This is a genomic window from Maribacter sp. Asnod2-G09, from assembly GCF_045063795.1.
Classification (GTDB): domain Bacteria; phylum Bacteroidota; class Bacteroidia; order Flavobacteriales; family Flavobacteriaceae; genus Maribacter.
Genome location: NZ_JBEFOA010000002.1, coordinates 163,342 through 184,403, shown reverse-complemented (window position 1 = coordinate 184,403; position 21,062 = coordinate 163,342). Strand labels below are relative to the sequence as shown.

Sequence of the window (21,062 nt, the reverse complement as noted above, 5' to 3'; positions counted from 1 at the left end):
CTTACAGGAACATTCGTTCTATTTTTTGAATCTCGTTCGGCAAACAACAAACTACAACTCGATCTCCTTCTTGAATTTTAAATCCACCAAGTGCAATATGCCCTACACCATCTCTAACAACACCGCCAATAGTAGCTGCTTTCGGAAAATCTAGCTCCCTAATTGTTGCTCCGGTTACTTTTGAATTCTTTTTCACTATAAACTCTAAAATCTCAGCATTTAAATTATTCAAACGCATTAAGGCAACTACTTCTCCTTTACGTATGTGTCTAAAAATGTTATTAGCTGCTAATAGTTTTTTATTGATTAAAGTATCAATACCGATAGAATGAGAAAGCTGAAAATAATCCATATTCTCAACTAACGCTATCGTCTTTTTTATATACTTTGATTTTGCCACCAAGCATGACATAATATTCGTTTCAGAATTTCCGGTAACCGCAATAAAGGCATCCATAGATTCTAAACTCTCTTCATCTAACAATTCAACATTTCTACCATCACCATTAATTACAAGTGCATTTGGCAACTCATCTGCTAAATCAAAAGCTTTCTCTTTATTTTTTTCTATCAACTTTACGTTGAATTTGTTGGCACACAGATCCCTAGCTGTCTTGTAACCAACTTTACTTCCTCCAAGAATCATTACATTCTTGATTTCTGCTTTTTTCTTTCCGGTTAATTTATAAAGTTCATCTACACCTTTTTTTACAGTGATAAAATAAACTTGATCACCTTCTTTAAACACAGTATCACCTCTAGGTATTACAGTATACTGCGTACCTGTTCGCTGTAATGCAATTGGCATGAAGTGTAATTCTGGAAAAATCTTTGCAGCTTCTTTTACTTGCTTACCTACAAATGGTGCCGACTTAAGTAATGACACACCTACCATGATCAACTCTCCATCTTCAAACTCATAAGTATCATTAAACGCCGATTTATTTAAAAGCATCTGAATTTCAGTTGCTGCCAAAGCTTCTGGAGATATCAACTCATCGATACCTAAATCTGAAAATCTCAGTAAATCTTTATTCTTAATAAACTCGGTATTCGATATTCTGGCAATAGTTCGCTTACAACCTAACTGCTTAGCAAGCATGCAAAGTGTTAAGTTCGTAGTTTCCGAAGAAGTTACCGCAATAACCAAATCTGAATCTTTTACCTGAGCATCGTTTAATACCGCAATAGAAGTTGCATCGCCTTTTAAAACTCGTATATCTAAATGATTATCTGCGTAAGCAAGACTTTCTTTTTTAGAATCGATTAAGGTAATATCCTGTGATTCATAGGAGAGTAACTTGGCTAAATGAAAGCCTACTTCCCCAGCACCAGCAATTATAATCTTCATTTATTTTATTAGACCGCTATTTATCAAGCACTAATTTTCTTCTCTTAACTATCATATATACTTAAAAGTAGTCTTGAAATCTATAGCATTTATTATGGGGCAAAATTACATAATTAAATTAGTTTATTCTTTATTTTCAATTCTTTAACCATCAATGACCAACCTAAATCGTTAAAAAGGAATAAAGCATTAGCTATATTGTATATTTGCCAAAAAAACAGCTATAAAATGCCCCAAAAAGTTACTCCATACAAAGATTCTAACCTGGGAAAAAAGGAACAGGTAACTAAAATGTTCGATACTATTTCTAAAAATTATGACGGACTAAACCGCGTAATATCATTTGGAATAGATATTAAATGGCGTAAAAAGGTTGTAGAAATATTAAAAAAAGAAAAACCACAATCTATTCTAGATATTGCTACTGGTACCGGCGACCTTGCTATTGCCCTTGTTAAAACTGGCGCAAATAAAATTGTAGGTCTAGATATTTCTCCAGGGATGCTAGCTGTCGGTAAAGAAAAAGTGATCGATAAAAAACTTGATAGTACTATTGAAATGGTAGTTGGCGATAGTGAGAAACTAACGTTCGATGACAATTCTTTTGACGCCGTAACAGTTTCTTTCGGAGTAAGAAATTTTGAAACTCTGAATACCGGCATGGCCGAAATATTGCGGGTTTTAAAACCAAATGGCACGTTGGTTGTCTTAGAAACTTCTGTACCTACCAAAACTCCGTACAAACAAGGCTATAGATTTTATACCAAAAACATACTTCCATTAATTGGAAAATTATTCTCAAAAGATGATTCTGCTTATGGCTATTTAAGCGAATCTGCTTCTGTTTTTCCACATGGTGAAAACTTCAACAATATTTTACGCGAAATCGGGTTTATAGATGTAACGAATAAACCTCAAACATTTGGGGTTGCATCAATATATGTTGCAAAGAAGGCTAAAAAATAATTTTAGCATACTCACAATTTATATTTGACGTTTTACAATCGTAAACCAGGATATATGAAGAAGTGGTTTTTTATACCCCTAACGTTGTTGCTTGTTAATATAACAAGTGCTCAATTCAACGAAAGCCCCATATTGAATAAACAAAACGAAGATAAGAAACTCTTAAACTGGGGTTACTTCCTTGGGTTAAATCAATATGACTTTAAAATAGAATACAAAGAAAATGCCCAAGATATACTGGTCAGCAAAAGCTTTGGTTTTAATGTTGGATTAATTGGCGAAGTGCGACTTAACGAATTCTTAGATGTACGTTTTGAACCAGGACTACACTACGGATCAAGGTTAATGGGTTTCCCTGGCTTTGAAGATGAGCGTGATGCTATTCGAGAGGTAAAATCAACTTATATTAATTTCCCTTTACTATTAAAAGCGAGTACTAGAAGGTACGGAAACTTTAAACCGTTTCTTTTAGGTGGCGTATCTACCGGACTTAACCTAGGTAGTAACGAAGAAAGTCTTGACGACAACAGTTCTGGTACTTTTAGAATGAAAAAATGGGTTTACAACTATGAACTTGGTTTCGGTATTGATTTTTACTTAGAGTACTTCAAATTCACCCCTTCTATTCGTGGTGTTTTTGCCATTACCGACGAATTAGTTCCAGATAATGACCCTAATAGCCCTTGGACAGGAAACATAGAGTCCTTAAAAACGCGCGGAATTTTCATCAACTTCACTTTTGAGTAGCAATTAGCAATTAGCAATTAGCAATTAGCAATTAGCAATTAGCAATTAGCAATTAGCAATTAGCAATTAGCAATTAGCAATTAGCAATTAGCAATTAGCAATTAGCAATTAGCAATTAGCAATTAGCAAAAATTAAATTATTCGATTACCAACACCTAACTATCTTCTAATTTCATGAAGTAAAATTGCAGTTGCAGAAGCTACATTTAGGCTTTCTGTAGTTGCTTCGCCAAATTGCGGTATCGCTAATCTATCAGTGCAAAGTTTTGCTACTGCGTCAGAAACTCCTTTTCCCTCATTACCCATAATCATTATACCTTTTTCCGGTAACTTAGAATCGTTAACACTTACCCCCTCCATAAAAGTACCATACACAGGTAATTTTGTTGCAGACAAAAACACCTCTAGATCAGTATATTGAATGTTCACTCTGGTAATCGAACCCATAGTAGCTTGTAATACTTTAGCATTATAGCAATCTACAGTAGTAGTAGAACAAACAATATCAGTAATACCGAACCAATCGCAAAGTCTAATGATCGTCCCTAAATTACCTGGATCCTGAATTCCGTCTAACACCAAAATCCAATCAGATAAAATATTCTCTGTTTGTTTAGGGATATGGAATACTCCAAGATATCCATTAGGGTTCTTTAGACTACTTATTTGTCCTAATTCTTTATTTGATATTGCAGCTACCTGCACACCACTTACATCTAACCCGGTAGGCTCTACTGCAAATAGTTTATACACTTTAATGTCAGAATTCACGACTTCTTCCACTGTCTTTTTTCCTTCCACAACAAATAGTCCATGCTCATTTCGGCACTTTTTTTGCTGTAGACTTTTGATAAGTTTCAATTCACTTTTGACAACCATTCAAATAATGTATTTTTGATTTCTATGAGGATGGCACTTTGCTCCAAAAACAACATGGCTAAATTAAGCTTATTATCACTACTGGCAATAGTCTTGCTATCCTGCAACTCGTTAAAAAAAGTTGAGGACGACGAGTTCTTAGTGATTAAGAACTCCATTTATGCCGATTCTATCAAAGTACACAACGAAGAATTAGAAAGTCTTATCTACCAAAAATCAAATTCTACTGTATTAGGTTACCCATTAAGACTTAATTTATACAACTTAGCAAAAGAGAATCCTGATTCATCTTACAACGCATGGCTGTACCGAAAAGAAAATAGAAAAAAAAGGCTTGACAAGCTACTTTCAGAAAAGCAAGTAGAACGTTTGGGCGAATCATTTTTAGTAAAAGGTCTTAGCAACTGGCTTAAAGATATTGGCGAAGCACCAACAGTTTTAGACACTACAAAAACTAGGCTAAGTTTAGCAAAACTAAGCGCCTACTACCAAAGTAAAGGATATTTCACCAATAACACCACCTACGAAATTGATAGTGCCAAGCATAAAAAAGCTAAAGTAAACTACCATATTGAACTTGGTGACCCGTATATGATCGATTCACTTGGCAACAATATATCATCTACCGCTATAGATTCGTTGTACTTTTTAAATTCTGCTCAATCATTAATTAGAGAAGGGCAACAGTTCGACCTTAGCAATTTCAATGGTGAACGCGAACGATTGACAGGAATTTTTAGAAACAGTGGCATTCGTAATTTTCAAGAAAGCTCTATTACCTTCGATATTTTAAGAGATACTATTAAAGCTGAAAATGATCAGCAAATGAATATTACCCTAAATATTGGTGACTTAAAAACTAGAGGAGAAAATGAAGTAACTACTTCTGCGTATAAAGTAGAGAAGATTAATAAAATTAATATCTATACAGATTACCTTTCAACCAACTCTCAAGATTCTCTTTATACGATAGACTACCAAGATTACACTATACATTATTCAAAAAATTTTGATATAAAGCCCAAAACTTTGGCTAACGCCATCTTTTTCAAAAAAGACAGTATTTATAGAGATGTAGATAAAATCAGAACCTCTAGGCAGTTAAATGCGCTTAACGTATTTAAATATCCGAATATCATTTTTGAAGCCGATTCTGTAGGCAACAAAGTAAATACGAATATTTACTTGGCTCCAAAAACAAAGTATTCTCTTGGTACCAATTTCGAAGTTAGCCGCTCTAACCTGCGTCGTTTAGGTGTTGGTCTAGGCACTACCCTACTTATAAGAAACATTTTCAAAGGTGCCGAAAACTTGAGTATTTCTGCAAATGGATCTTACGGACTTTTAAGCAGCAATACTTTTGAAGCCAATTACTTTTCAGAATTTGGCGGTGACATTACTTTAGATTTTCCTAGAATATGGTTTCCGTTTGTTAACACTTCTAGAATCATACCTAATTATACACTACCTAAAACAAGAATTGCCATCGGTACAAATTTTCAGAATAATATTGGTTTGGACAAACAAACTCTTAATGCTGTTTTTGGTTATAATTGGGTACCTAGTGATTTCGTAAATCATGATATTGAATTACTAAATATTCAATTTGTCAGAAATGTCAATAGTAATAGATTTTATAATGTATACACAAATACCTATGAACTGCTAGATGATATTGCAGACTCTTACGAAGATACCACCTTATACCCAGAATTGGCAGAATATTTTGAAACCGGTGACAACGATGATGAATTAAATTTAATAATACCGTCAGGCACCACAGGTTTTACAGATGCTATTATAAATAGTGAAGTTAGCTCAACAACAGATGATTTTGATGATGTAAATTCTATTGAAGAAAGAAGAATAAGACTAACAGAGAATAATTTGATTTTTGCATCTAATTATACCTTCAACAAAACCAACAGAACCGGACCTATAGATAATTCGTTTTATCAATTTCGATGGAAAATTGAAGGCGCAGGTAATGTACTTTCTGCTTTTTCATCAATTATTCCGTTCAACAAAAATGATGACGACCAACTTTTAGTTTTTGGCGTACCATTTTCTCAGTATATAAAGAATGAATTTGAATATGTAAAATATTGGGACCTATCTCGCTCTAATGTATTAGCGGCAAGAGCATTTTTCGGTATTGCAATCCCCTATGGTAATTCTGACAACATTCCCTTTGTTCGAAGTTATTTTGGCGGTGGCTCGAATGACAACCGCGCATGGTTTCCCTATTCTTTAGGACCTGGAAGTGTTTCTGCAGTTAATGATTTTAATGAAGCAAACTTAAAACTGGCTTTAAATCTAGAATATAGATTTCCTATTGCAGGTGACATTAACGGAGCTGTTTTCGCAGATGCAGGTAACATCTGGAATGTGCTGGACAATGTAGAAGACCCTGACGCCACGTTTGACGGATTAGGCTCTTTGAAAGATATTGCCCTAGGTACAGGTATAGGCTTACGATACGATTTTACTTATTTTCTATTTCGATTAGATTTAGGCTTCAAAACCTATAATCCGGCTGAAATTCAGCCTAAACGTTGGTTTAGAGATTATAACTTCGCAAATTCCGTATTGCAAATAGGTATCAACTATCCCTTTTAAATATAATTGTTTTATTACTTTTGTTTTTCATTTTTTTTAGAAACAAACAACTACATAATTATGGCTCACAATATCAAACCGGGAGTTGCAACCGGAGACGAAGTTCAAGCAATTTTCAACTACGCAAAAGAAAAAGGATTTGCATTACCTGCGGTAAACGTTATTGGTTCAGATACTATTAATGGTGTTTTAGAGACAGCTGCAAGTTTAAATGCTCCTGTTATCATTCAATTTTCTAATGGTGGAGCTCAGTTCAATGCTGGTAAAGGTCTTTCTAACGACGGGCAAAAAGCAGCTATTTTAGGTGCAGTTGCTGGTGCAAAACATGTTCACCAATTAGCAGAAGCTTATGGTGCTACAGTTATTCTTCATACAGATCACTGTGCAAAAAAATTATTGCCTTGGATCGACGGTCTTCTAGATGCTAGTGAAAAACATTTCGCTGAAACTGGTAAATCTTTATTCAGTTCACATATGATCGATCTTTCTGAAGAGCCTTTAGAAGAGAATATCGAAATCTGTAAGGGATATCTAGAGCGCATGAGCAAAATGAACATGACTTTAGAAATCGAACTAGGTATTACTGGTGGTGAAGAAGATGGTGTTGATAATTCTGATGTAGATGATTCTAAATTATACACACAACCAGAAGAAGTTGCATACGCTTACGAAGAACTTTCTAAAGTAAGCCCAAAGTTTACTATCGCTGCTGCATTCGGTAACGTACATGGTGTTTATAAGCCGGGTAACGTAAAATTGACTCCGAAAATTCTTAAAAACTCTCAAGAGTATATTTCTGAAAAATATGGTGTTGAGCACAACCATATCGATTTCGTATTTCACGGTGGATCTGGTTCTACGGTTGAAGAAATTAGAGAAGGTATTAGCTACGGTGTTATTAAAATGAATATTGATACAGATTTACAGTATGCCTTTTTAGCAGGTGTTCGTGACTATGTTCAAGATAATAAAGACTACTTACAATCACAAATAGGTAACCCTAAAGGTGCAGATGAGCCTAACAAGAAATTTTACGATCCAAGAGTTTGGTTGAGAAAAGGAGAAACTGCTTTCATAGAACGTTTGAAAAAAGCTTTTGAAGACTTAAACAACGTAAATACACTTTAATAGTATAGGATAACCAAAAAATGGATGATATGACGGCTTGGTTTAAAAGAAAAGAAAAAGGTATACAAACTTCTACCGAAGAAAAGAAAGACACACCTAAAGGCTTGTGGTATAAATCGCCAACAGGTAAAATAGTTGAGTCAGACGATCTTGCAAAAAACTTTTATGTAAGTCCTGAAGATGATTATCATGTAAGAATCGGTAGTAAGGAGTATTTTGAAATTTTGTTCGATGACAATAAGTTTAGAGAACTTGATGCTAATCTTACTTCTAAAGATCCTTTGAAATTTGAGGATACCAAGAAATATAGCGAGCGTTTAAAAGCGGCACAGAAAAAAACCGGACTCAAAGATGCTGTCAGAACAGGATACGGAAAGTCATTTGGCAAAGACATCGTAATCTGCTGTATGGATTTTAAATTCATCGGTGGATCTATGGGTAGTGTCGTTGGTGAGAAAATTGCCCGTGGTATAGACTACGCCATTAAAAAGAAAACACCATTTATGATGATTTCTAAATCTGGCGGAGCTCGTATGATGGAAGCAGCGCTTTCATTAATGCAATTAGCAAAAACATCTGCTAAACTTGCACAGCTGTCTGAAGCTGGTTTACCATATATTTCTTTATGTACCGATCCAACAACTGGTGGTACTACTGCATCATATGCAATGCTTGGCGATATTAATATTGCAGAGCCAGGTGCATTGATAGGTTTTGCTGGCCCAAGAATTGTAAAGGATACTACAGGTAAAGATTTACCTGAAGGTTTTCAATCATCTGAATTTTTATTGGAACACGGCTTTTTAGATTTTATATCACATAGAAGAGATTTAAAGAAAAAAGTCAACCTATATATAGACCTTATTCAAAATAACCCTGTAAGATCAGAAAAAGCAATAGCTTGAAAACTTTAGCATGTACCATACTATCTTTTTGGTTTTTATGCTGTTCTACAGATAAAGAAGAAGTGCTCGTCGATGAATCAGATTCGACGAGCATTTTTGATTTTAATGCACAAGTTACCGAGGTAAATATCTCAGGAGAGTCAAATGCGTATACAATTGCCACTACAGTTTCTAGTCCTGATACAGGTTGTGACCAATATGCAGATTGGTGGGAAATTATAGATTTAGAAGGTAATCTTATTTATAGAAGAATTCTAACTCATAGTCATGTAGACGAACAACCATTTACAAGATCAGGTTCAAATATTCCGCTTGAAAATGACGACGAAGTTTATATTCGTGTTCATATGAATACTACAGGTTATGCATCTGCTGTACAAAAAGGGTCTATCGACAATGGATTTTCTGCCGCTGAATTAAGCTCTGAATTTGCTGAAGGCTTAGAGAAAATAGCACCATTACCTAATGGTTGTGCTTTTTGATTTAAATTATCAGAATATCAATTAAACATTTCAAAAAAAATCATACCTTTGCGCCCTGATTGAAAATCAATCATGTACATAAAAATCATTTAAATTAATATTGGAATGTATTTAACAAAAGAAGTAAAAGCCGAAATTTTCAAGAAACACGGCGGTAAAGCAGAGAACACTGGTTCTACAGAAGGACAAATCGCTTTATTCACACACCGTATCAATCATTTGACCGGTCACTTGAAAAGAAATCATAAAGACTACAATACTGAGCGTTCACTTGTGAAACTCGTAGGTAAAAGAAGAAGTCTTCTTGATTACATGATTAAAAATGATATTGTAAAATACAGAGAGCTAATTAAAGAGCTAGGTATTAGAAAATAATATTGCAAAAGGGGATAGCTAGCTATCCCCTTTTTTAATACTCCCGCCTTAGGAGGTTAAGCCAAACATATTGGCAAAGGCGAACAAAAAGCTACACACGGTTTTTCATTGGTCAACACAACAACACAACAACTCCGACCAGAGAATTTCAGTCGGAAAGACCATTGTTTAACAAATTTGCATTGCGCAAATTTTAATCGAATTTTATGATTCCAAAAGTATTTAAAGAGGTCATAGACCTTGGTGACGGTAGAGAAATTTCTATCGAAACAGGAAAATTGGCAAAACAGGCACACGGTTCTGTTGTTGTTCAATCAGGAAAATGTATGTTATTATGTACAGTTGTTTCCAACTACAAACAAAGTGATGTGGACTTTCTTCCACTTACGGTAGATTACCGTGAAAAATTTGCTGCTGCCGGTCGTTACCCAGGTGGTTTCTTCAAAAGAGAAGCAAGACCTAGTGATGGTGAAGTTTTAACTATGCGTTTAGTGGATCGTGTTTTACGTCCATTATTCCCAAAAGATTACCACTCTGAAACTCAGGTGATGATTCAATTAATGTCTCATGATGATGACGTTATGCCAGATGCAATGGCAGGTTTAGCTGCTTCTGCTGCTATTCAATTGTCAGATTTTCCATTCGAATGCCCAATTTCTGAAGCTAGAGTTGCTCGTGTAAATGGCGAATTCGTAATTAACCCAACTCGTGCTCAATTAGCAGAGTCTGACATCGATATGATGATTGGTGCTTCTGCCGATTCAGTTATGATGGTTGAAGGTGAAATGGATGAAATTTCTGAAGAAGAAATGACAGAAGCTATCAAATTTGCTCATGAAGCAATTAAAGTACAATGTGCTGCTCAAGTTGCATTGGCTGAAGCTTTTGGCAAAAAAGAAGTTCGTGAGTACCAAGGTGAAAGAGAAGAAGCTGATTTAGCTAAGAAAATTCACGATATGGCTTATGACAAAGTATATGCTATTGCTCAAGCAGGTTCTGCTAAGCATGAGCGTAGTGCTGCGTTTGGTGAAATCAAAGAAGAAATCAAAGCATCTTTCTCTGAAGAAGAGCAAGCTGATTTTGGCGGATTAATTTCAAAATATTACAATAAAGCTGAAAAAGCAGCTGTACGTGATTTAACATTAAACGAAGGTTTACGTTTAGATGGTCGTAAGACTGATGAAATTAGACCAATTTGGTGTGAGGTTGATTATTTACCTTCTACTCATGGATCTGCAATCTTTACTCGTGGCGAAACTCAAGCTTTAGCTACAGTAACTTTAGGTACATCTAGAGATGCAAACAAAATAGATATGCCATCTTACGAAGGCGAAGAAAATTTCTATTTACATTATAACTTCCCTCCTTTCTGTACAGGTGAAGCAAGACCTATTCGTGGAACATCTCGTAGAGAAGTTGGTCACGGTAACTTAGCTCAACGTGCCTTAAAAGGAATGATTCCTGCAGATTGCCCTTATACAGTTCGTGTTGTATCTGAAGTTTTAGAATCTAACGGTTCTTCTTCTATGGCAACAGTTTGTGCTGGTACAATGGCTATGATGGATGCTGGTGTAAAAATGAAGAAACCAGTTTCTGGTATTGCAATGGGATTAATTTCTGATGCTGATTCTGGAAAATATGCTGTATTATCTGATATTTTAGGTGATGAAGATCATTTAGGAGATATGGATTTTAAAGTAACTGGTACTGCTGACGGTATTACTGCTTGCCAAATGGATATTAAGGTAAAAGGATTGTCTTACGAAATTCTTGTAAATGCTTTAAAGCAAGCTAGAGATGGTCGTTTACACATCTTAGGTAAAATTACCGATACAATTTCTGCTCCTGCTGAAAGCGTTAAAGATCACGCACCTACAATGGTTACTCGTAGAGTTCCTAATGAATTCATTGGTGCTTTAATTGGTCCTGGTGGAAAAGTGATTCAAGAGATGCAAAAGGAAACTGAAACGACTATCGTTATAAATGAGGATCCTGTTACTGAAGAAGGTATTGTAGAAATTTTAGGTGTTGGTAATAAAGGTATTGATGCTGTTATGGCAAAAATAGACTCTATATTATTTAAGCCTGAAGTTGGTAGCGTTTACGAAGTAAAAGTTATTAAAATGCTTGATTTTGGTGCAGTTGTAGAATATATGGATGCTCCAGGTAACGAAGTATTATTACACGTAAGTGAATTAGCTTGGGAACGTACAGAAAATGTAGCTGATGTTGTAAACATGGGCGATGTATTCGATGTTAAGTATTTCGGCTTAGACAAACGTACTCGTAAAGAGAAAGTTTCTCGTAAAGCACTTTTACCAAAACCAGAAGGTTTTGTTGAAAGACCACCACGTGATGACAAACGTAGAGATGACCGTCGTGGAAACGATCGTAGTCGTGATCGCGATAGAAAACCAAGAAGAGATTAATACTCTTGTAAGTTTATAAAGTAAGCCCCGACATATATGTTGGGGCTTTTTTTATGCATTTCAACAGATTTATGAAGTTTTTTGCCTCCAATTGTAACATTCGGAAGATTTTTACGTATAAGTATATGCAGTCTATGCAAATTGAACTTAATTTATTTTAATGAGACAGCTTAAGATTACAAAACAGGTCACCAATAGAGAGACCGCATCTTTGGACAAGTACTTACAAGAAATTGGAAAAGTTGACTTGATCACCGCTGATGAAGAAGTAGAATTGGCACAACGTATTAAGGCAGGCGATCAGCGTGCTCTTGAAGAACTTACGAAAGCCAACCTCAGATTCGTGGTTTCAGTTGCTAAGCAGTACCAAAACCAAGGCCTTACTTTACCAGATTTGATTAACGAGGGAAACCTTGGTCTGATCAAAGCTGCACAGCGTTTTGACGAAACGCGGGGATTTAAATTTATCTCCTACGCCGTATGGTGGATCCGTCAATCTATATTACAAGCTTTGGCAGAACAATCTCGTATCGTTCGTTTGCCATTGAACAAAATTGGTTCTATCAATAAAATCAACAAGACTTTTGCTTTCTTAGAGCAAGCGCATGAAAGAATGCCTTCTCCTGAAGAAATTGCGAAAGAATTGGATATGACTGTTGATGACGTAAAACAATCATTGAAAAACTCAGGTAGACACGTATCTATGGATGCGCCTCTTATCGACGGTGAAGATTCTAACCTTTATGATGTACTTCGTAGTGGCGAATCTCCAAACCCAGATAGAGAATTATTACACGAGTCTTTACGTACAGAAATTGAGCGTGCTTTAGAAACATTGACGCCTCGTGAGGCAGATGTTATTCGCTTATACTTTGGTCTTGCTAATCAGCATTCTATGACCTTGGAAGAAATTGGTGAAACTTTTGACCTAACAAGAGAAAGAGTTCGTCAAATTAAAGAAAAAGCGATTAGACGTTTAAAGCATACTTCTAGAAGTAAAATATTAAAAACGTATTTGGGTTAAAACTCAAAGCGTTCAAGTTATAAAAATTACACGTTAAATATTCCTTAAATTGGCAATATTGGCATATTAGTTGTAATTTTAACGGTAACAACAGTTTATCATGACTGTTCGTTTTTTGATTGATGAATAAACTCCGGCTGATTACCGGAGTTTTTTCATTTATAATAGTTTCTACTGGAATTTGAAAAACTAAGTATCTGTTTGCTGATACATACCCTAAAAAATCTTTCCTTATCTTAGAGTATCAACATTAACCTAATGAAACATACAGCACTAATTCTAATGAGTTTCGCGCTGTTCAACTCTTGTAATACCAAAAAGACTATTACTGATTTCAATAAATACCCTACCCCTATAAACGAAAACCTTTGGATACAATATACCGAAGATGCTACGCTCTTTAAACTTTGGTCTCCAAATGCTGAAGAAGTAATTTTAAGACTTTATAAAAATGGATATGACGCTACTGTCTTTTCATACTATAACCTGACAAAAGAGCATCAAGGTATTTGGCAAACAAAAGTAGATGGTGATTTAAATGGCATCTATTACACCTATCAAGTTAAAATTAATGATTTGTGGCTAGATGAAACTCCAGGAATTTACGCCAAAGCTGTAGGAGTAAATGGTAATAGGGCAATGGTCTTAGATATGGAATCCACCAACCCGAAGGCTTGGAAAAAAGACTCATCCCCTACTCTTAATAAATACAATGAAGCTATAATTTATGAATTACATGTTCGTGACTTGACAGTTCATCCGCAGTCTGGCTCATCACTACCTGGTACATACTTAGGGTTAGTAGAAGCTGAAACTAAAGGTCCAAACGGAGTTGCTACAGGTATTGATCATTTAAAAGAACTAGGTATTACCCATGTGCATCTTTTACCCACTTTAGACCATTACGCTATTGATGAAACTAATTTAGACACTCCACAATTTAATTGGGGTTACGACCCTAACAACTACAATGCTCCTGAAGGTTCTTTTTCTACCGACCCCTTTAATGCAGAAGTTCGCATTAAAGAGTTTAAGCAAATGGTAAAGACTTTTCATGATAATGGTATTGGAGTTATTTTAGATGTCGCATATAACCACACTGGCAAAACAGAAGAATCTAATTTTAATCAAGAAGTACCTGGTTATTATTATCGCCATTGGGAAGATGGTTCTTATTCCGATGCTGCTGCCTGTGGAAACGAAACTGCATCAGAGCGTGCTATGATGCGAAAATTCATGATTGAATCTGTCTTACATTGGACGAAAGAATATCATATTGACGGATTCCGGTTCGACCTCATGGGCATTCATGACATTGCAACCATGAATAAAATTGGTGAAGCTGTTTTAGAAATAAATCCTGATGCACTTTTATATGGGGAAGGATGGACTGCTTCAGATTCTCCGTTACCGGAAGAAAAACGAGCCCTTAAAGAACACATGCAGCAACTTCCAAAATTTGCTGCTTTTAGTGATGATTTACGTGACGGATTAAAAGGTTCAGTTTTCGAAGATGAAAGTTTAGGTTTTGTTAGTGGCGCTAAGAATACAGTGGAATCTATTAAATTCGGAATTGTAGGCGCAACTCAACATCCTCAAATTGAATATGAAAAGGTAAATTACTCAGATGTTCCTTGGACCTTAGAACCATGGCAATCTATCAACTATGTTTCTTGTCATGATAACCATACCTTATTTGACAAACTTAAAATTTCAAGACCAGACGCAACATTAGAAGAATTAATTGCCATGGATAAATTGGCAAATGCTATTGTAATGACCTCACAAGGCACCCCATTTCTTCATGCTGGATCAGAAATGCTTCGTACAAAAAACGGAGAACATAATTCTTACAACCTACCTGATAGCATCAACCAAATAAATTGGAATTGGAAGAATGACCACAAAGAAGTATTCGACTACTATAAAAATCTAATAAAGCTAAGAAAAGAGCATCCCGCTTTTTATATGGCTACCTCCAATCAAGTAAGAGAACATTTAAAATTCCAAAATACTAATAATAGTCTTGTTTCCTTTACATTAGAAAGTAACGCAAACGAAGACAATTGGAAAAACATTTTAGTGATTTACAATGCATCAAACGAAAAAATAAATTATAAAATTGATGGAGTTTGGCAAAAGGCTGTTTCTGGTAGTACCTTTGACTTTCAAGGGCTGCATTTATTGAAAGACAGTATTGAAGTACCTGCGCTATCTATGTACATTGCATTTCAGAAATAATTGTAAGTCTATAAAATTTTAATAAAACATGAGTTCAGATTCTCAACCTAATAATCCGCTTCATGGTATTAAACTAGCAACGATACTTGAAGAACTTACAGAAAAGTATTCTTGGGAAGATTTGGCTGGTCAAGTTGATATTAATTGCTTTAAAAGTAATCCGTCTATAAAATCAAGCTTAAAATTTTTACGTAGAACTCCTTGGGCTCGAGAAAAAGTTGAACATTTATACTTACAATCCTTCAAAAAATAATGAGCCTAAATATAGTACTCATAGAACCAGAAATACCTAATAATACAGGTAACATCGGCAGATTAGCTCTCGGAACAGGATCTACATTACACTTGGTAAAACCATTCGGATTTGAACTTACTGATAAACGTTTAAAAAGAGCGGGACTAGATTACTGGCAACACCTCAATGTTATTATGTACGAGAATATTGATAAATTCTTTGAGCAACATAAGGACAAAAAAATGATATTTTTTTCTGCTACGGCTACTAAAAATCATTGGGATATGGATTTTGAAGATGATATGTTTCTCATTTTCGGAAAAGAATCTGTTGGCTTACCTAAAGAATTATTACAGCAAAACATCGAAAATACTTCCAAAATCCCATTGTATAGCGAACACATTAGAAGTTTAAACTTAGCCAATGCTGTAGCCATTACTATCTACGAAGGTTTACGACAAATAAACTTGAAATAACTACTTTCTTTTGATAACTGAAATCGTAAACATTGCTAAAAACTGCTAACTAATCTATTGGCAGTAAAATTTAAGTTGCACTAATTTTCCTTTCCTAAATCAAAAATTTCAATCTAGTTTTTCAATTAAAATACATCACTTACCAAATTCCAAATAACATAAGCTCATATTACCTATATCATAAAAAATCATGATGATATTACGATTCTATCATTCATGAAAAAATATTCAAATTAGTCCAGATATTAGGTTTCCCCAACTTCCCGTTAAAATTTGAAAATCATTTAATTATAGTAGAATAATTGATTATTTTCAAAGTGAAATTCTTTTATTTCACGATTAGAACCAACCTAACTTCCACCTTATGAATACGAAAAAATACTACCTATTACTTGCATTTACATTGGTCGCTTTTAGCACCAGTTTTGCACAAAAAAAATCTAAAACAAATACTGCAACCATAACTCCAGAATTCTATGAGAATTTAGAATGGCGTAATATCGGTCCTGTACGTGGCGGTCGTTCTTTAGGATCTTCGGGCAGTCCAAGTAGGCCTAACGAATATTATTTCGGTGCAACAGGTGGCGGACTATGGAAAACTACTGATGGCGGTAATGAATGGGAAGCTGTTACAGATGGTCAAATTACAAGTTCTTCGGTTGGTGCAGTGGCGGTCGCAGAAACCAATCCTGATATTGTATACATTGGTATGGGAGAAGTACAATTGCGCGGCAGTATCACCCAAGGTGACGGAGTTTATAAATCAGCTGATGCAGGTAAAACTTGGACACACCTAGGGTTAGAAGAAACTCAAGCGGTTTCTAGAATTAGAATTCACCCAACAAATCCTGATATAGTTTATGTTGCCGCACTCGGTCACCCATATGGTGATAACGAACAACGTGGTGTTTTTAAAAGTACTGATGGTGGAAAAACTTGGAACAAGACATTATATGTAAGTGATAAAGCAGGTGCCGTAGATTTAATAATTGACAGAAATAATCCTAATGTTTTATATGCTAGCACATGGCAAGTTCAAAGAAAAGCATGGAAAATGTGGGGCGGTGGTCCAGATTGTAAACTATGGAAATCTACTGACGCCGGTGAGACTTGGACAGATCTTTCAAAAAACCCTGGTATGCCAGAAGGTCCGTTAGGTAAAATCGGGGTAACAGTTTCTCCAGCAGATTCTAATCGTGTTTGGGCCGTTGTAGAAGCTAACGAAGGTGGTGTTTTTCGTTCAGACGATGCCGGTAAAACTTGGGAACGCACTAATGATGAAAGAAAACTGAGACAACGTGCTTTTTACTATTCGAGAATTTATGCTGATCCATTAGATAAAGATATTGTTTACGGACTTAATGTTGATTTTTGGAAGTCTACTGATGGAGGCAAAAATTTTGATACAAAAATTAAAGTACCACATGGCGATAATCACGATTTATGGATAGACCCTAACAATCCTGAGCGTATGATTTCTTCAAATGACGGTGGCGGTGTTGTTAGTATCAATGGCGGAAAATCTTGGACAGAAGAAGATTACACTACTACTCAACTGTACCATGTAATGACAACGAACGATGTGCCCTATCATGTTGCTGGTGCACAACAAGACAATAGCACTATTGCCGTACCAAGTGATGGCTGGGGACATATGCAGGCTCGTGGTCAAGGAGATGGCTGGGCTTACGCTGTTGGCGGTGGTGAAAGTGGCTGGATCACACAACATCCTACAGACTTAGATATTTTTTATGCCGGTAGCCAAGGAGCACTTTTAACTCGTTATGATAGAAGTAACGGACAATCTAGAGATATTCAAGTATACCCACGTTTTTTCTCTGGTGAACCCGCTAGTGCCTTACCAGAACGCTGGCAGTGGACTTTTCCTATTATGTTCGCTCCAAAAGATTCTAACGTGATGTACACATGCTCTCAACATGTATGGAAAACTACAGATGACGGACAGTCTTGGGAAAAAATTAGTCCAGATTTAACGTATGCAGACCCAACTACTTTAGGTAAAACTGGTGGTATTATCACCATGGATATGAACGGACCAGAAATTTACGCTACCGTATTTGCTCTTGCGCCTTCTAACCACGACATTAATACAATATGGGCTGGTTCAGATGATGGTAAAATACATATTACTAGAGATGGAGGAAAAAATTGGGCAGATATTACTCCTAAAGATTTACCAAAATTTTCAAGAGTAAGTATTATTGATGAATCTATTCATAACCCAGGTACACTTTATATTGCAGCTAACAGATACCAAGTTGATGACAGACAACCTTATGTTTTCAAAACACATGATTACGGAAAAACATGGACCAAAATTATTAACGGAATTGAAGATGGTCATTTTGCAAGAGCCGTACGTGAAGACCCTGTAAAAGAAGGTTTGCTATTTTTGGCTACTGAACATGGTGTATATTTCTCAATGAATGATGGTGAGCTATGGCAAAGTCTTCAGTTAGAACTTCCAGATACTCCTGTTAGAGATTTAGTCATTAAAGATAATGATGTCGTATTAGGTACACACGGAAGAGGATTCTGGATCTTAGATGATATTCAACCAATCAGACAGTTTACTCCAGAAATGGCAAAACAAGATGCTGTTCTATTTAAACCTACAGATGCGCTTAGAGGTTTAACAAATGCCTCTATTCAATACTACTTAAAGGAACAAAAAGACACCATTACTTTTGAAATTTATGACGCTCAAGATAAATTAATCAACACCTTTACCGGTAGCAAACCGAAATATGAAGTAGACCCTAACATTCCTTATTGGCTAAAAGGCGGATCTACAAAACCTACCACAGCAAAAGGAATAAATACGTTTACTTGGGATATGAGATATACTGGCGCCACCACTTTTGACGGTATGATTATTTGGAGCGCAAGACCTGCTCGAGGACCAAAAGCTCCATTAGGAATTTATAAAGTGAAAATGAAATCTGGCGATTATGAAAAAACATATGCCTTCGAAATAAAAATGGACCCCAATCTTAAAGGTATCACCAAAGAAGATTTAAATGAGCAGTTCGAACTTTCCAATAAAATTATAGGTAAAACTACTGCAGCTAATGAAGCAGTGATTAAAATTCGTGAAATTAAAAAATCACTTATAGCTGCGAAAGAAAGTATTGATACCAGCAAATATAATAGTATGGTAACTCCATTTTTAAATGATTTATCAGAAGTTGAAGAAGCATTGTATCAAGTAAAAAACCAATCAGGTCAGGATCCTTTAAATTTCCCTATTAAGCTCAATAATAGATTAGCTTCATTACGTCGCAGTGTTGAATCTGGCGAAGCAAAACCAACCAACGGTGCTTATAAAGTTTTTGAAGAACTATCTGCAGAGCTTAAAGTTGAACTTGATAAACTAGATAGTATTTTGAGTAAATACAAAACGAAAATAAATCCTATACTAACTAAAAATGGTGGTTCGAAGATTGATTAAATGATGTTAAAGCAAAAGCTAAAACACAATTAAAACGAATTACAAATACGTATTTTTGTAATGAACAAATAAGGTTTATTCATATGAAAAAGGCAAGTATAGCGCCATCACTTTTAGCAGCAGACTTTGGAAATCTACAACGTGATGTTGAAATGGTAAATGCAAGTGAAGCGGAGTATCACCATATTGATGTTATGGACGGAGTTTTTGTTCCAAACATATCTTACGGTATGCCGGTTGTAAAAGCAATTCAAAAACATGCTACAAAACCTTTAGATGTACATTTAATGATTGTAGACCCTGATAGATATCTTGAAGAGTTTGCTAATCTTGGAGCTCATATATTGACGGTACATTATGAAGCGTGTACGCATCTACATAGAACTATACAAGCTATAAAGGCTTTGGGCATGAAAGCTGGTGTTGCTTTGAATCCGCATACTAATGTTATGCTTTTAGAAGATATCATTCAAGATATTGACGTTGTTTTAATTATGAGTGTGAATCCGGGTTTTGGCGGACAATCATTTATAGAAAATACATACGATAAAATCAAAGCTACTAAAGCTTTGATCACAAGAAAAAAATCATCAGCTCTTATTGAAGTCGATGGCGGAGTTACAACTGCTAATTCAAAGAAATTAATTGAAGCAGGTGCAGATATTTTAGTTGCCGGAAGTTTTGTATTTAAAAGCGCCGATCCAATTAAATCTATAAAAGAATTAGAAGGATGAAAACTGAATTTGATATGGTCATCGTTGGTGGTGGACCAATAGGAATTGCATGTGGCTTAGAAGCAAAGAAAAACGGACTCAGTTACCTTATTCTAGAAAAGGGTCCGATTGTGAATTCCCTGTTTCACTACCCAAGTAATATGCAATTTTTCTCTTCATCTGAAAAATTAGAGATTGACGAAATACCATTTATAAGTAATGAAGCTAAACCTAAACGAGATGAAGCTTTAGAATATTACAGACGAATTGTAACCTCTAATAAATTGAATATAAACCTTTTTGAAAAGGTAGAAAATGTTCAAAAAAATGAAAATGTTTTTACAATAATTTCAGATAAGGCTACTTATATTTCAAAACAAGTTGTTGTTGCTACTGGTTTCTATGACCTACCTAATTTATTAAATGTACCAGGAGAAAATTTAGAAAAAGTAGTGCACTATTATGACAACCCACATTATTATTCTGGTCAAAAAGTGGCGGTAATTGGAGCTAGTAATTCTGCCATTGACGCGGCACTTGAATGTTATAGAAAAGGTGCTGAAGTATCCTTGATTATACGTGGACCAGAAGTTGGTAAACGCGTTAAATACTGGGTTCGACCAGATATCATTAATAGAATTGAAGAAGGTAGCATCAAAGCTTATTACAACACAACCATTAAATCTATTTCTAAAGATTACATTAACTTAACCACACCAGATAGTGATGTAGCTATTGAAAATGACTTTGTTTTAGCATTAACAGGATATAAACCTAATTTTAATTTTTTAGAAAAACTAGGTGTCAATATAAGTAATGACACAAAGAAATTACCAGAGTATAATCCAGATACTATGGAAACGAATGTAGCAGGTCTTTATTTAGCCGGTGTAATCTGCGGAGGGATGGAAACCCACAAATGGTTTATAGAGAATTCAAGAATTCATGCAAAAATGATTGTTAAGAATATTATTTCCAGCACTATAACTACCTCGTAATTAACTGATATATTGGTATTAA

The 21,062-nt window shown here is 35.3% G+C and carries 17 protein-coding genes; 15 read left to right on the top strand and 2 right to left on the bottom strand.

Annotated elements, in window-relative coordinates; all coding sequences use genetic code 11:
- Position 1: 1 nt before the first annotated feature.
- Complete coding sequence (gene trkA, locus ACJJVT_RS00815) at positions 2-1,351, bottom strand: Trk system potassium transporter TrkA (protein ID WP_073247406.1); 1,350 nt, start codon at positions 1,349-1,351, stop codon at positions 2-4.
- A 228-nt stretch (positions 1,352-1,579) separates the two neighbouring features.
- Here trkA and ubiE point away from each other — a divergent pair, with 228 nt between their 5' ends.
- Together ubiE and ACJJVT_RS00805 are read left to right on the top strand one after the other, a co-directional pair.
- A complete protein-coding gene (ubiE, locus tag ACJJVT_RS00810; RefSeq protein WP_405395650.1) occupies positions 1,580-2,317 on the top strand; it encodes a bifunctional demethylmenaquinone methyltransferase/2-methoxy-6-polyprenyl-1,4-benzoquinol methylase UbiE in 738 nt (245 codons plus the stop codon).
- Between the two features lie 54 nt (positions 2,318-2,371).
- Positions 2,372-3,064, top strand: coding sequence for a porin family protein (locus ACJJVT_RS00805; RefSeq protein WP_405395648.1), 693 nt, complete (start codon positions 2,372-2,374; stop codon positions 3,062-3,064).
- A 159-nt stretch (positions 3,065-3,223) separates the two neighbouring features.
- Here ACJJVT_RS00805 and ACJJVT_RS00800 read toward each other — a convergent pair whose 3' ends face one another.
- Positions 3,224-3,943, bottom strand: coding sequence for a TrmH family RNA methyltransferase (locus ACJJVT_RS00800; RefSeq protein ID WP_405395646.1), 720 nt, complete (start codon positions 3,941-3,943; stop codon positions 3,224-3,226).
- Between the two features lie 54 nt (positions 3,944-3,997).
- On the opposite strand from ACJJVT_RS00800, the gene ACJJVT_RS00795 reads away from it, so the two are divergent.
- The 13 genes from ACJJVT_RS00795 to ACJJVT_RS00735 all read left to right on the top strand — a co-directional run bounded on the left by ACJJVT_RS00795 (position 3,998) and on the right by ACJJVT_RS00735 (position 21,040).
- Positions 3,998-6,562 (top strand): BamA/TamA family outer membrane protein, encoded by a 2,565-nt coding sequence (locus ACJJVT_RS00795; RefSeq protein WP_405395644.1) that lies wholly within the window; start codon positions 3,998-4,000, stop codon positions 6,560-6,562.
- 60 nt (positions 6,563-6,622) lie between these two features.
- Positions 6,623-7,690, top strand: coding sequence for a class II fructose-bisphosphate aldolase (gene fbaA, locus ACJJVT_RS00790; RefSeq protein ID WP_405395642.1), 1,068 nt, complete (start codon positions 6,623-6,625; stop codon positions 7,688-7,690).
- 29 nt (positions 7,691-7,719) lie between these two features.
- Positions 7,720-8,595, top strand: coding sequence for an acetyl-CoA carboxylase, carboxyltransferase subunit beta (accD, locus tag ACJJVT_RS00785; protein ID WP_405396632.1), 876 nt, complete (start codon positions 7,720-7,722; stop codon positions 8,593-8,595).
- On the top strand, positions 8,592-9,077 hold the full coding sequence (locus tag ACJJVT_RS00780; RefSeq protein ID WP_405395640.1) for a hypothetical protein: 486 nt from the start codon (positions 8,592-8,594) through the stop codon (positions 9,075-9,077). The genes accD and ACJJVT_RS00780 overlap by 4 nt, the downstream gene beginning before the upstream one ends.
- A 105-nt stretch (positions 9,078-9,182) precedes the next feature.
- The gene (gene rpsO / locus ACJJVT_RS00775) at positions 9,183-9,452 is read left to right on the top strand and encodes a 30S ribosomal protein S15 (protein ID WP_038235085.1); all 270 of its coding nucleotides are present in this window, start codon (positions 9,183-9,185) and stop codon (positions 9,450-9,452) included.
- A 206-nt stretch (positions 9,453-9,658) separates the two neighbouring features.
- A complete protein-coding gene (locus ACJJVT_RS00770) occupies positions 9,659-11,881 on the top strand; it encodes a polyribonucleotide nucleotidyltransferase (RefSeq protein ID WP_405395639.1) in 2,223 nt (740 codons plus the stop codon).
- Positions 11,882-12,041: 160 nt separating this feature from the next.
- Positions 12,042-12,905: an RNA polymerase sigma factor RpoD/SigA gene (locus ACJJVT_RS00765; RefSeq protein ID WP_299326462.1), complete on the top strand. Its 864-nt coding sequence runs from the start codon at positions 12,042-12,044 to the stop codon at positions 12,903-12,905.
- Between the two features lie 258 nt (positions 12,906-13,163).
- Positions 13,164-15,146, top strand: coding sequence for a type I pullulanase (pulA, locus tag ACJJVT_RS00760; RefSeq protein ID WP_405395636.1), 1,983 nt, complete (start codon positions 13,164-13,166; stop codon positions 15,144-15,146).
- A gap of 28 nt (positions 15,147-15,174) precedes the next feature.
- On the top strand, positions 15,175-15,399 hold the full coding sequence (locus ACJJVT_RS00755; RefSeq protein ID WP_073247394.1) for a VF530 family DNA-binding protein: 225 nt from the start codon (positions 15,175-15,177) through the stop codon (positions 15,397-15,399).
- Positions 15,399-15,857, top strand: coding sequence for a tRNA (cytidine(34)-2'-O)-methyltransferase (locus ACJJVT_RS00750; protein ID WP_405395635.1), 459 nt, complete (start codon positions 15,399-15,401; stop codon positions 15,855-15,857). The genes ACJJVT_RS00755 and ACJJVT_RS00750 overlap by 1 nt, the downstream gene beginning before the upstream one ends.
- A gap of 364 nt (positions 15,858-16,221) precedes the next feature.
- Positions 16,222-19,329: a WD40/YVTN/BNR-like repeat-containing protein gene (locus ACJJVT_RS00745; protein WP_405395633.1), complete on the top strand. Its 3,108-nt coding sequence runs from the start codon at positions 16,222-16,224 to the stop codon at positions 19,327-19,329.
- 83 nt (positions 19,330-19,412) lie between these two features.
- The gene (rpe, locus tag ACJJVT_RS00740) at positions 19,413-20,063 is read left to right on the top strand and encodes a ribulose-phosphate 3-epimerase (RefSeq protein ID WP_405395632.1); all 651 of its coding nucleotides are present in this window, start codon (positions 19,413-19,415) and stop codon (positions 20,061-20,063) included.
- The gene (locus ACJJVT_RS00735; protein WP_405395631.1) at positions 20,060-21,040 is read left to right on the top strand and encodes a YpdA family putative bacillithiol disulfide reductase; all 981 of its coding nucleotides are present in this window, start codon (positions 20,060-20,062) and stop codon (positions 21,038-21,040) included. Before rpe ends, ACJJVT_RS00735 begins: the two co-directional genes overlap by 4 nt.
- The last annotated feature ends 22 nt before the right edge of the window (positions 21,041-21,062 follow it).

What these genes read in the sequence shown, in the direction of transcription:
- trkA (WP_073247406.1), bottom strand. Translation starts at nt 1,351, where the DNA reads ATGAAGATTATAATTGCTGGTGCTGGGGAAGTAGGCTTTCATTTAGCC.
- ubiE (WP_405395650.1), top strand. Translation starts at nt 1,580, where the DNA reads ATGCCCCAAAAAGTTACTCCATACAAAGATTCTAACCTGGGAAAAAAG.
- ACJJVT_RS00805 (WP_405395648.1), top strand. Translation starts at nt 2,372, where the DNA reads ATGAAGAAGTGGTTTTTTATACCCCTAACGTTGTTGCTTGTTAATATA.
- ACJJVT_RS00800 (WP_405395646.1), bottom strand. Translation starts at nt 3,943, where the DNA reads ATGGTTGTCAAAAGTGAATTGAAACTTATCAAAAGTCTACAGCAAAAA.
- ACJJVT_RS00795 (WP_405395644.1), top strand. Translation starts at nt 3,998, where the DNA reads ATGGCTAAATTAAGCTTATTATCACTACTGGCAATAGTCTTGCTATCC.
- fbaA (WP_405395642.1), top strand. Translation starts at nt 6,623, where the DNA reads ATGGCTCACAATATCAAACCGGGAGTTGCAACCGGAGACGAAGTTCAA.
- accD (WP_405396632.1), top strand. Translation starts at nt 7,720, where the DNA reads ATGACGGCTTGGTTTAAAAGAAAAGAAAAAGGTATACAAACTTCTACC.
- rpsO (WP_038235085.1), top strand. Translation starts at nt 9,183, where the DNA reads ATGTATTTAACAAAAGAAGTAAAAGCCGAAATTTTCAAGAAACACGGC.
- ACJJVT_RS00770 (WP_405395639.1), top strand. Translation starts at nt 9,659, where the DNA reads ATGATTCCAAAAGTATTTAAAGAGGTCATAGACCTTGGTGACGGTAGA.
- ACJJVT_RS00765 (WP_299326462.1), top strand. Translation starts at nt 12,042, where the DNA reads ATGAGACAGCTTAAGATTACAAAACAGGTCACCAATAGAGAGACCGCA.
- pulA (WP_405395636.1), top strand. Translation starts at nt 13,164, where the DNA reads ATGAAACATACAGCACTAATTCTAATGAGTTTCGCGCTGTTCAACTCT.
- ACJJVT_RS00755 (WP_073247394.1), top strand. Translation starts at nt 15,175, where the DNA reads ATGAGTTCAGATTCTCAACCTAATAATCCGCTTCATGGTATTAAACTA.
- ACJJVT_RS00750 (WP_405395635.1), top strand. Translation starts at nt 15,399, where the DNA reads ATGAGCCTAAATATAGTACTCATAGAACCAGAAATACCTAATAATACA.
- ACJJVT_RS00745 (WP_405395633.1), top strand. Translation starts at nt 16,222, where the DNA reads ATGAATACGAAAAAATACTACCTATTACTTGCATTTACATTGGTCGCT.
- rpe (WP_405395632.1), top strand. Translation starts at nt 19,413, where the DNA reads ATGAAAAAGGCAAGTATAGCGCCATCACTTTTAGCAGCAGACTTTGGA.
- ACJJVT_RS00735 (WP_405395631.1), top strand. Translation starts at nt 20,060, where the DNA reads ATGAAAACTGAATTTGATATGGTCATCGTTGGTGGTGGACCAATAGGA.